Source organism: New Jersey aster yellows phytoplasma, from assembly GCF_002554195.1.
GTDB lineage: Bacteria > Bacillota_I > Bacilli_A > Acholeplasmatales > Acholeplasmataceae > Phytoplasma.
Window position 1 is genome coordinate 1 of the sequence record NZ_MAPF01000010.1, and the last position, 11,512, is coordinate 11,512.

Genomic DNA, 11,512 nt, shown 5'->3' on the forward strand with positions numbered 1-11,512 from the left:
ATTTTGCTGTCTAATTATTGGACGGCTTTTGTTGTTGGAAAAAATAAATAAAATTATTTATAAATTACAAAAACTTAAAAAAATTATTAACCTCTTTTTAAAACAAAAATTAGCTAAACATTTGACTGTTTAGCTAATTTTTTTAGTTGTTATTAAGATTTTTCTTTGAGTTTTTTTATTTTATCAATAATATTGTAATTATTTTTGCTTAAATCAATCTTATCAAAAGAATCTTTTATAATGTTTTCCGAAAATAAATTTTTTTTTTTAATTAAAAAATAAGAGCATGAAAAAAACAAATAACCATCTCCTTTGGTGTCTTCGGGTTTTGAATAAAAAATGATAATTGTTATTTTTCATTTCTAAATCAATAGGATTATTATCAAAAAGAAAAGAAGATAACAAATGTTTATCATTAATTATTAAATTAAATTTACGTTTTAATTGTTGGCTTAAAAAATCAAGAGTCCCTTGAATTAAAGGAGTGCTTGCAGTTTTTAAAGAACAACTTAAAACATCATTTTCAAAAAAAGATGAATCGCCATTGAAAATAAGTAAATATTGTTCTTTAAATTGATCACTTTCTAATCCGTTTACAAATTGATTTAAACCTAAATATGCTAATTTGCGTGTTAACTGCAAAGAGTTATTTGGATTTTTAAAACAAGTAAAAGGTTTTTCATTTTTTGAATTTTTGCAAAATATGATAAAAAAACAAAAGACCAACAAAGTAAAACAAATAAAAATGATAATATTTTTCTTTATTGTTTTTTTCATTATTAATTTGAATATAAATTCCTTATCTTTTCTTAAATTATTTATTATTTAAATTTTTTTTTGATATAATTTTAAAGATTGTAATTCATAGTTATTATAACATTTATATTGCAAAAAATTTGTCAAAATTATATTTTTTTGTAATTTGTTCTTTTTAAAAAAGAATAAAATCTTTAACTTTCATTTCAGTTTGAGCAGTTTTGCCATATGTTCTAAAAGTAAAATCATTTTTTTCATTTCGTTATCACCAATAACTACTTAATAAGGAATTTTTAATTTTTGAGCTTCTCTAATTTTATATCATAAAGTTGTTTCTTTTGAATTAATTTCTACTCTGAAACCTTCAGATAAAAAAAGATCTTTTATTTTTTGAGTATATTTTCTAAATTTAAAGAATAAGCAAAAGGAATTAAAATTACTTTTAAAGGAGCAAGCACATTTCTTCAATTAAATGAGATAAAAAACGTTCCAAAGTTGAAACAACAGAACGATGAATCACAACTTGGACGACAATGTTTATTATTACAGTCAATAAAAGTTAAATTAAATTTTTGTGGTAATAAAAAATCTAATTGAATAGTTGACAAAGTTTCTTCATTTCCTAAAGCAGTAAACACTTAATGGTTTTTTAAAATGTTTTTTTGCATTTAATCACATTTCATCATCTAAAAAATATTTTTCTTTATCTTTAGGATCACAATAACTTAAATTAATTATTTTTTAATTTTAAAATCACGATAAATTCAAAAAATAATTAATTTAATTTTAGAAATTTATCGATAGCTTTTTCTTTAATTTTTTCTACTTTTTTAAAGATAAATTAATTTTTTAAGCGATTTCTTCGTTGATATAATATCTTTGATAATCTTCGTTTATATTTTCTAAAGGAATACCAAAACTTAAATAGATAATTTTAAATTCGTTTTTACTTAGTTTTTTGCTTATTAATTTTAATAATAATTCATGGTTTGCTTGTTTTAGCCATAATTGATGGGTTGTGTGGTTTTTTATCGGGTTCATATTTTTCTTCTTAAAAAGGAAGATTATTAGTTTTTTTGGGTTTTGGGGGTTTTAAGGTGAGTTGCTTTTTCTTATTAGTTCTTTTATTTCCGATTTTATGGTTGGTGTTGTATAGGTGATAAAGTCATAATCTAAATTTTCGTAATTATTTAGTGCTTTGATTAATCCTAAAAACCCTTCTTGATATAAATCTTCTTTAGTTAAAACTAGCAGATAATATTTAAATTGCTTCACTATTTTTTTAACTAATGGTAAATGAAATTCAATTAATTGATCTCTTATTTCTAAATTCTTTTTATTTTTATGAAATGACCTTAATTATCCCCACCAAACTCAAATTCCCTTAGATGTTATTTTAGATAAAAATTTGGAAGACTTAAGCATCACACCACTCAAATACAAAGAAATGATTAAAATAGAAAAACAATTTTTTGTCAACATAAATTTATCATTTAGTTATGATAAAAGCAAAAAAAATTGATTATGCAATTAATTTAGTTTATCACTTTAATTAGAAAAACAAGCAGAAATTATCGTTATTTACCACATTTAAATAACTAAAAACACAAACCCACTTAGAAAATTACCGTCTAGCCATTGATGGAATTATGACTAAATTAAAAAAACTAGCCATTTAATTAAACATTGTTATTATCATTTTATCTCAATTTTCAAGAGATACATACAGCAATTATCAAGGTAAATCAACAGAAATAACAGCTTTAAAAGGAAGTGGTGGAATTGAAACTAACTCAGATATCGTCTTAATGATGTCTGAATTCAAACCCAAACTATCCAAAGAAAAAGAAAAACCCATAAATATATATAATTCAACCTTAGAAGAACTATATTCAGACTATAATGACAATGAAAATCAAAAAATAATCGAAGTATGTATCAAAAAAAATAGAAGTGGTACCAAAAAAACCTTAATTTATCACTTTGAAATGACCACTCAAACCTTCCAAGAAATCGGTTATGTTTTACCTTATCAAATGGAAACTTATTATTAATCAAAAAAACTAGGAGTTAAAATAAATGAATTTTCAAGAAAAAATAAAAAATATTCAAATCAACTTTCCTATGTCAGTTTTATTAAAAAAATTAAATATAATACCACCAAAATTCAATCCCAAATATCGTTTTCCTTGTCCCATTCATCAAGGACAAAACCCAACTTGTTGCCATTTAACTTCAGATAATAAAATTCATTGTTGGAAATGTTGTAAAGATTACGATATTATTGATGTTTATATGGAAATAAGAGGAATTAAAACCTTCAATAACGCTCTTGAAAAAATCAATAACTTTATGAAAACTCAAGAATTTAAAAACTTAATCCAACAACAAACTTCAACCCCTAATATTTCTTACGAACCTTTTAAATATCAATACCACCACAATAAAATCAACAACCCAATTGATGAAAAAGAAATTAACGCTACAAAAACACAATTATTTAAAGAAATATCGCCTTTATTCAACCAAATTAGAGATTATTATCATTATTTATTAACCACTAATCGAAATAATGAATCTCACCTAGGATTAGAATATTTAACCCAAAAAAAGAAAATTAACTATAGAAACTATTAAAGAATTTAAACTAGGTTATGCCCCATTATCTGATAAGCCTTTATCCTTTCGTCTATTAAATTATTGTAAAAAGCAAAATATCGATACAATAAAATTAATTGAATATGGTTTTATTAAAGATAAAACCAATCAACAAAATAAAACATATTATCACGATACTTTTCATGGTTCTATCATTATCCCCATTGAAAATGGATATAATAAAACATTTCATTTTTATCAAAATAACTTTCGCGAAGTTTCTTATTTCCAACCTAAATATAAATCCCTCAATATTTTTAGTCAAACACCTACTTTTCATTTCAGTTATCGTTTTTTTGAAGCGTTACCTTATATTAAACAAATGAAAACCATTATTATTCATGAAGGTTTTTTCGATGTCATTAGTTGTTGGCAAAACAATATTAAAAACGTTGTCGGTCTCATTTGTGTCACTCAACTACTTTCTAAATCACAAATAGAAATTCTAAAAAAAGAAAATATCAAAGTAATTATTGCCTTAGATAATGATGAAACAGGTCAAAAACGAAGTGAAGCCTTAGGAGAACAACTTAAAGAAGAAAATATTATTTACGAAATTAGACGCATTTTACCACCTTATGATAAAACTTGTAAAGATGTTGATGATTTATTGCGATAATTCAGAAAAGAAGCATATCAAAAATGTTTTTTAGACCCATACATTACTTATGAAGAGGCCAAAAAAAATCATAGTCGATTTAGCTATTTATTTTTTTGGAAAAGACAAAGTAGAAATAATTGATTAAAATTATTGCTTTTTTTAACTAATATATTAAACCTTACATGTATAATAACATTAACATACCTCCAAACACGCGCATATACCCCTAAATTTTGCGATTTTATTTTTCACAAATTCGGGGATTTTTTTTTTTATTCAAAATGAAAAAAAGGAGAAAAATATGAAAAAAGAAACAAATCAAGGAATCATTAGGGGCGGTTGGGAAACAAAATCAACCCCCAACGACTTAGTTCAAATCCAAAACTTTTTACAAACATTAAAAGGAGAATTATTAAATATTACAATTGTTTCTCATTCTAAAAAGAAAAATTCCTATCAACAAGCCAATTATCGCCCAAAAAACCAAACTCTATTTGTAGACCCTCAAATCTTAGATGAAATGAAAAAGTATAGAATAGAAATAATCAAAAATCACTCTTCCGAAAACGATAATAATAACTAACCCTTACCAACCCAATAACACCCCCCAAAACACCAAAATAATACCCTTAAAACACATTTCCCTATCTTCCAAATTAATTATCTTAACGAACAAAAAGATTATATTAAAGAATTAATAAGTAAGATAATCATAGACAAACTAGAAACTTTAAAATTATATAAATTAGATGATAAAAAAGTAGATAAATATAACAATCCTATAAAAACAAATTATAAAAAAGGATTAAATGTTATTTATTATCAATCGGAAGATTTAAAACACATCAAATTATTTTTAACCAAAAATAAACAGGGCTATCGGGTTAAAAAAATACATCCCATGTATAAATATATATCTAAAATCAAATAAAAACTTAACTAACAGTTTTATAACACTTTCAATATTTAAAATTCTTTGACAAAACCAAACATTTTTAAGGAGTGATATTTTATATATTATATCGATAATGATAATGATACTCGATATTTGATATTATCGTTGTATCTTTTATCTATCATTATTATTTTTCGATATATAAATAACTCCCTATTTTTCCTTTCCATTATTAAAAAGAGTCGTTTAAAATTATCCAAACACAATACCCTAACGCGCTGAAGCGCTAATAACAATCATAAGTACACATAAATAAAAGAAGAAGAAAAATAAAAATCCCCCAGTTGCGCGCTACCCCCCTTTTTTTAAATAAATATAATCATTCAGAGTTATAATGGTTATGTATATGATATAAAAAAAGGAAACAATATTTAAATCATGAAAAAAATAGCTAAAATAATAAGAAAAAGAGAAACAAAAAAATAAATTATTACAAACTCTAATGAAAAAAACCAAAAAACTGATAAAAAAACTGTTTTCGAATTAGTTAAACAATTTAATCAAAAACTAAATTTAACAACCATTTTAAAAACTATCAAAACCAAAAGAAGCACTTATTATTATTGGTTGAAAGTCGAAAATAAAATAAAAACCAAAAAAGAAAAATACTTATTACAACAAAATCGCATTAAAGCTTTATGTTTACAAGAAAAATATTTTTGCGGTCATCGTAAAATCACTGATTTATACCAAAAAACTTTTAACGAAAACATTACCAAGAAAAAAATTTATACTATTATGAAAGAAAACGGTATTTTTTGTCGTTTAAGAATTAAAAAAATAAATATTATTATAAAAATAATTTAAAAGCTAAATTAAAAGTGGTAGACAATTTAATTAATCAAGACTTTATATCAACTAAACCCATGAAAAAACTATTTACCGACATCACTTATTTTAAAACCCCCCCAAGGATTTTTATATTTTTCTTGTATTATTGATTCTTTCAACAACCAAATTATCGCTTCCCACACTTCCAAACATCAAAATAAAGAATTAGTTTCAAACACTATTAAAAAAATTCCCAAATTAAAATAACCTTGTATTATTCATTCCGACCAAGGAACAGTTTATCAATCACTAAAAATTCAACAAACTTTAACGAAAAAAGTTTTTTTAATCAGTATATCAAGAAAAGCTAATTCACGTGATAACGACGTAATTGAAAACTTTTTAGGCAAAATAAAAAATATCTTACAACATCAACATCATTTTTTATTTCAAAAATCTCCTGAAAAAATAAAAAAATTAATCAATTATTTCCCTAAATTTTGGAACAATCAATGGATTTTAGCTAAATTATTCATCGCCAAATCAATATTCCCCAAAGTTTTATATAAATTATTTTTTAATTTAATTTTAATTTTTAGTCTTGAAAAAAAATGCTATCTTTTTGTATGCTTTTTTGACCAAAATAACATAATTACGTAAAAAAAATAATTATAATTTAATCTTATATGGGGTGGTTTAAGTTTTTTTGCCTAACTAGATAGCGTAAATAGAAAAAAATATAAAAAATATCTTTTCAAACTAAAGAATTATCAAAAAAATATTTCTTTAGTTTGAAAAGATATGAAATTATCAACTTATTTTTTTAGTCTTTTGGAAGTTTAGTTAGAAGGTTTGAGAGTGCTGTTTTTTTAATAAAACGACTATTCCAGCAATAATTGCAACAACAACTAATAAAAATACCCAAACTTTATTACTTTTTAGGGGCATTGATAATTTATATTATTTGTCTCCTTTGGGTTTAATAGGAAATAAAAAATTTTCTCTTACTTTCGTTTTACTTTTTTTGAGTAAAAACGTTAAAATAATTTAATTATTTATTTTTTTAATTTATTAAAGCTTTAAAATGATTAAATATTTAAATAAATATTAAAAAAGTAAAAAAATATTAATTATTTTATTAAATAAGGTATAAAATATAGACGGATGATTATGTTTTGTCATAATTTCAAGATCAAATCAACCTTCAAAAATATATAAAATACATAAAGAAATATAAAAGGAGATTTTCAGTTAAATGAACATCAAAGAAAAAGCATTAGAAATGCATGAAAAAAATAAAGGTAAAGTAGGTGTCGTAAGTAAAGTAAAAGTACAAAACTTAGATGATTTATCATTAGTTTATACTCCAGGAGTAGCAGAGCCTTGTTTAAAAATTAAGGAAAATCCTAGTGATGTTTATCGTTATACTATGAAAGGTAATATGGTAGGTGTTATTACAAATGGGACTGCAGTTTTAGGATTGGGTAATATTGGTCCGAAAGCTTCTTTGCCAGTGATGGAAGGAAAAGCTATTTTGTTTAAGGAATTAGCAGGGATTGATTCTTTTCCTATTTGTATTGATTCTACTGATTCTCAAGAAATAGTAAATATTGTTTCTAAAATTTCCACTGTTTTTGGAGCAATTAATTTAGAAGATATTAAGTCTCCCCAATGTATTGAAATTGAAGATGCACTTAAAGCTAAACTTGATATTCCTGTTTTTCATGATGATCAACATGGCACTGCTATTGTAGTTGCTGCAGGAATTCTAAATGCTTTAAAAGTAGTTAAAAAATCTATTGAAGATGTTCAAGTAGTCATTAATGGAGCAGGTTCTGCAGGGATGGCAATTGCTAAAATGTTGTTGTTATTAAAAGTTAACAATGTTGTTTTAGTCGATAAAACAGGAACTTTATATAAAGGAGTAGCTAATCTTAATGAGCCTCAAAAAAAATTAGTTGAAGTAACTAATAAATATCAAGAAAAAGGAACTTTGAAAGAAGTACTTAAAGGGAAAGATATTTTTATTGGTGTATCTGCTCCTGGTATTGTTACAGCTGAAATGGTAGCTACTATGGCAAAAGATGCAATTGTTTTTGCTCTAGCTAATCCAGTACCAGAAATTATGCCAGATGAAGCTAAAAAAGGTGGGGCTAGAATTGTTGCTACTGGTAGATCTGATTTTCCTAATCAAGTAAATAATTGTCTTGCTTTTCCAGGTGTTTTCCGCGGGACTTTAGATGCTAAAGCAACTCAAATTACCGAAGAGATGAAAAAAGCTGCTACATATGCTCTAAAAAATATCATTAAAGAACAAGATTTAAATGAAAATAATATTTTACCAACTTCCTTTAATAAAGAAGTAGTTAAACAAATTGCTTTGGCAGTTTGTAAAGTAGCTAAAGAAACTGGAGTAGTAAGAAAATGAGCATAGAAAATGAACAAAGTTCCCCAGATAATAAAGAAAATAATAACAATAATAAAGATTCTAAAAATGTTAATAGTGTGTTTGTTCCTAAAAAAACTATTTTAGGATTTAGTGTGCCTCTTTTTTTTTGATGATTTTAGTAGTTTTTGTGCAAGTTTTTGTTTTGGGATTTGTGAGTTTTAAAACTACTAACAAATTTGAACCTGTATTTCATCCATTAATTACCCCTTTATTAATAGCTATGCTTTTGGCTGCTGTTTTACAAAAAATAGGTGCTAAAACACCCCTCTTAAAAGATATTGGAGGGGGTTCTATTTTATGTATTTTAGTGCCTTCTATTTTGTTTACTTATCCTTTTTTTAAAGATGGTTCTATTTTTTTGCAAATGCAAAATTTTATGAGAATTATTATGAAACATTTAAATGCCGAATCTATAACAGTAAAAATTCAAGAAACTAAATATACTTATAAAGCAGTAGGTTTTTCTAATTTTTTTGTTTCTGCTTTAATTATTGGTAGTTTTTTAAGTATGGATAAAAAGTTATTAAAAAGTTCTTTTAAAAAATTTATTCCTTTAATATTAGTATCTTTAATTACTGGTGCTTTATTTGTGGGAACTTTAGGAGCTTTATTACATCCTATTGGAGGGTTAGAAAATGCTTCTCAAACTTCTAAAGGGGCCTTTTTAGATGCTGTCTTTTATATTTTTGCTCCTTTAGCAAGTGGTGGTATGTCATCTGGAGTTACTCCTTTAAAAAAATGCTTATGCTGGGCAGAATTTAGATTTGCAAGAACCTTTTATGTCTCATATGACTCCTGCTTTATTAGTAGGAGGAATCTTTAGTATTTTTGCTTCTGGGCTTATTAAGAAATTTGTGAAAACTACTAAATATAGTGGTTATGGTAAACTTGAAGTTAAAGACGTTCCAAAAAATCCAAATAAAAACACTTATAAACTAGTTCCTGAAAAATTAAGTTATCATCAAATAACTACAGGTTTAATTGCTATTTTTACCTTATATTTATTTAGTGTTTTAATAAAAGAATCCTTAATTTTATTATTACCAAACATTAAAAAATACCTACCAGAATATATTGTCTTTTTAGTTTTTGTAGTTGTTTTAATGAAATTATTTAATGTAGTATCTGATTATTATAATAGTTGTATTAATCAGGCTTCTAAATTTGTTACTACTAATTTTACATCTGCTTTTTTAGTAATTCTAGGTTCTAGCATTCCAATGGAAGCGATGTTAAAACAATTAAATTTTAAATTTGTCTTCACATGTATAATGTGTGTTTTATTAGTTGCTTTAGTAGCAGGATATTTAGGTAAAAAGTTAGGTTATTATCCAGTAGAATCATCAATTACTGCAGGGCTTTGTACTAATAGTATTGGTGGAGCTGGTAATGTTGCTATTTTATCAGCTTCTGATTTAATGGGGTTAATGCCTTTTGCTCAAATAGCTACTCGTATTGGTGGAGCTTTAGTAGTGGTAGTTGCTAGTATCTCTTATCCTTTGTTATATTAACTATATTTTATATACATAAATATGAAAAATATTTATCATAAGTATTTATGATTATTTAAAAATATTATTTTAGTATTTTATTATTAGGTGATTTGATTGAAATTATTTTTACCAACGTAAAAATAACTAACATATTTATATCAAAATTCTAAAACGTTTTTAACTATTACGGTTCCCTTCGATTTGTTTATGATAATATTGGGGGGTGCCGTGATATTTTTAAAGCAAAACAAACTATAAAATATATCTTTGTTAATTTATTCGTATTATAAACATTTAAAAATTAAGTTAAATATGTCTTCTTTATACAAACCATTTATTTATAAATTTAGAGTTTTTATAATGTATATTTTAATTGTAATAATTACTCAAAATAATAACAATTATATTATGTATATAAAAACACTTACTAAAAACATTTATCAATAATGTTATAATAAAAGTATATAAGAGCGTTTTTTGAAAATCTTATTTTTTCCTTAACCATTTATTTTTTCAGTTTTTTTTTTTTTGATATTCAAAGAAATGATTTGCCTTTTTTCAACCATATTTAATCAAACAAAAATATGATTTTTTTACAAAATTACTACAGGAGTAACTTATGTTTCCTTTGTTGGCTAATTTAATTACTGTTTTTAGGATTGTTTTAGTATTTGTGCTTTTGCCTTTGATGTGTGTAAGTGAGCCTGAATTTGCTAATGTTTTGGCTTTTCAAATTATTTTTATAGTGGCTGCTATTACTGATTATTTGGATGGTTATATAGCTAAAAAATATCAACAACAAACTGTTTTTGGTAAGTTTTTTGATCCTATTGCTGATAAATTATTAGTTATTATAACACTTTTTTATATTTGTCAATGTCGTTTATCTGCTACGCAAGGAACCTTTTTATTTTCAGATACTCAAATGCCTAAAAATTTTTTTACTGCTGTTATTATGATTATAGTGATTAGAGAATTTTTAGTAACAGGAATAAGATTGGTAGCTTCCAATAAAGAAGGAGTTGTTATTAGTGCATCTTTTTGGGGTAAAGCCAAAACTGTTTTTACTTTTGTTGCCATAATTTGCCTTTTTTTGGGTTATATACTTCTTCTACTTTTGCTTGTGATGCAGAAAAATTGTTTGAATATCTAAGTAATATAGGTGATATTTGCTTGCTTGTTTCAGTTGTTTTAACTATTGTTTCTGGATTTGATTATTTTTTTAAAAAATTATAAAATTATTCGTAAAAACTTCGCTCCTGAGTAATTAATTTTGTTATCTTTTTTTGTTACTTCTGTTTTTATTATTTTTTTAAATTTTTTCTTTTAATTTTTCTTTTTTTGTTTTCTCTCTCTCAATATTAAAAAAATTGTAATAATTATTTTATCTTACTTTTTTATCTTTATTATTTTGTTTACAATATTTAAAAAAACATATTTCATCAAAACTAAAATACAAAATCAAAGGAAAATTATTTATGCAAAATACACAAAACCAAAAAGATTTATAAGACACTATTAAGGATATTGAAAAAAGTTTGGTAAAGGTAGCATTATGGAATTCACTCCCAAACTGATCTGTTACATTTTTTATAAAATTTTAATTTTTAAAATTGTTCTTTAAGACTAAAAAAATAAGTTGATAATTTTCTATCTTTTCAAACTAAAGAAATATTTTTTTTGAATTAAAAAGTGTCTAAATTTTTTTTGATAATTCTTTAGTTTCAAAAGATATTTTTTATATTTTTTTCTCTTTGCGCTATCTAGTTAGGTAAAAAAACTGGAATCACCCCCATATAAGATTAAATTATAATTATTTTTTACATAAT

Annotated in this window: 6 protein-coding genes and 5 pseudogenes; 9 read left to right on the plus strand and 2 right to left on the minus strand. The window is 24.3% G+C overall.

Annotated features, from left to right (window positions below; translation table 11 throughout):
• Positions 1 to 267: 267 nt before the first annotated feature.
• Both BBA70_RS00245 and BBA70_RS03865 read right to left on the minus strand, forming a co-directional pair.
• Positions 268 to 642 (minus strand): hypothetical protein, encoded by a 375-nt coding sequence (locus BBA70_RS00245; protein WP_252861415.1) that lies wholly within the window; start codon positions 640 to 642, stop codon positions 268 to 270.
• Positions 643 to 1,531: 889 nt separating this feature from the next.
• A pseudogene (locus BBA70_RS03865) lies at positions 1,532 to 2,079 on the minus strand (sigma-70 family RNA polymerase sigma factor).
• Between the two features lie 43 nt (positions 2,080 to 2,122).
• Between BBA70_RS03865 and BBA70_RS03725 the strand changes: the two are divergent.
• The 9 genes and pseudogenes from BBA70_RS03725 to pgsA form a co-directional block, all read left to right on the plus strand.
• Positions 2,123 to 2,810, plus strand: a pseudogene (locus tag BBA70_RS03725) (DnaB-like helicase C-terminal domain-containing protein); the annotation flags it as partial.
• A 25-nt stretch (positions 2,811 to 2,835) separates the two neighbouring features.
• Positions 2,836 to 4,160, plus strand: a pseudogene (locus BBA70_RS00260) (toprim domain-containing protein).
• Positions 4,161 to 4,316: 156 nt separating this feature from the next.
• A pseudogene (locus BBA70_RS03870) lies at positions 4,317 to 4,946 on the plus strand (hypothetical protein).
• Between the two features lie 402 nt (positions 4,947 to 5,348).
• A pseudogene (locus BBA70_RS03875) lies at positions 5,349 to 6,272 on the plus strand (IS3 family transposase); the annotation flags it as partial.
• Positions 6,273 to 6,996: 724 nt separating this feature from the next.
• On the plus strand, positions 6,997 to 8,169 hold the full coding sequence (locus BBA70_RS00275) for an NAD(P)-dependent malic enzyme (RefSeq protein ID WP_011412335.1): 1,173 nt from the start codon (positions 6,997 to 6,999) through the stop codon (positions 8,167 to 8,169).
• A complete protein-coding gene (locus BBA70_RS03635) occupies positions 8,166 to 8,300 on the plus strand; it encodes a hypothetical protein (protein WP_290124276.1) in 135 nt (44 codons plus the stop codon). Before BBA70_RS00275 ends, BBA70_RS03635 begins: the two co-directional genes overlap by 4 nt.
• Positions 8,300 to 9,013, plus strand: coding sequence for a 2-hydroxycarboxylate transporter family protein (locus BBA70_RS00280; protein WP_252861418.1), 714 nt, complete (start codon positions 8,300 to 8,302; stop codon positions 9,011 to 9,013). Before BBA70_RS03635 ends, BBA70_RS00280 begins: the two co-directional genes overlap by 1 nt.
• Positions 8,979 to 9,701 (plus strand): 2-hydroxycarboxylate transporter family protein, encoded by a 723-nt coding sequence (locus BBA70_RS00285; protein ID WP_252861419.1) that lies wholly within the window; start codon positions 8,979 to 8,981, stop codon positions 9,699 to 9,701. The genes BBA70_RS00280 and BBA70_RS00285 overlap by 35 nt, the downstream gene beginning before the upstream one ends.
• A 601-nt stretch (positions 9,702 to 10,302) precedes the next feature.
• The gene (pgsA, locus tag BBA70_RS00290) at positions 10,303 to 10,836 is read left to right on the plus strand and encodes a CDP-diacylglycerol--glycerol-3-phosphate 3-phosphatidyltransferase (RefSeq protein WP_252861420.1); all 534 of its coding nucleotides are present in this window, start codon (positions 10,303 to 10,305) and stop codon (positions 10,834 to 10,836) included.
• The last annotated feature ends 676 nt before the right edge of the window (positions 10,837 to 11,512 follow it).

What these genes read in the sequence shown, in the direction of transcription:
- BBA70_RS03635 (WP_290124276.1), top strand. Translation starts at nt 8,166, where the DNA reads ATGAGCATAGAAAATGAACAAAGTTCCCCAGATAATAAAGAAAATAAT.
- BBA70_RS00280 (WP_252861418.1), top strand. Translation starts at nt 8,300, where the DNA reads ATGATTTTAGTAGTTTTTGTGCAAGTTTTTGTTTTGGGATTTGTGAGT.
- pgsA (WP_252861420.1), top strand. Translation starts at nt 10,303, where the DNA reads ATGTTTCCTTTGTTGGCTAATTTAATTACTGTTTTTAGGATTGTTTTA.
- BBA70_RS00285 (WP_252861419.1), top strand. Translation starts at nt 8,979, where the DNA reads ATGACTCCTGCTTTATTAGTAGGAGGAATCTTTAGTATTTTTGCTTCT.
- BBA70_RS00275 (WP_011412335.1), top strand. Translation starts at nt 6,997, where the DNA reads ATGAACATCAAAGAAAAAGCATTAGAAATGCATGAAAAAAATAAAGGT.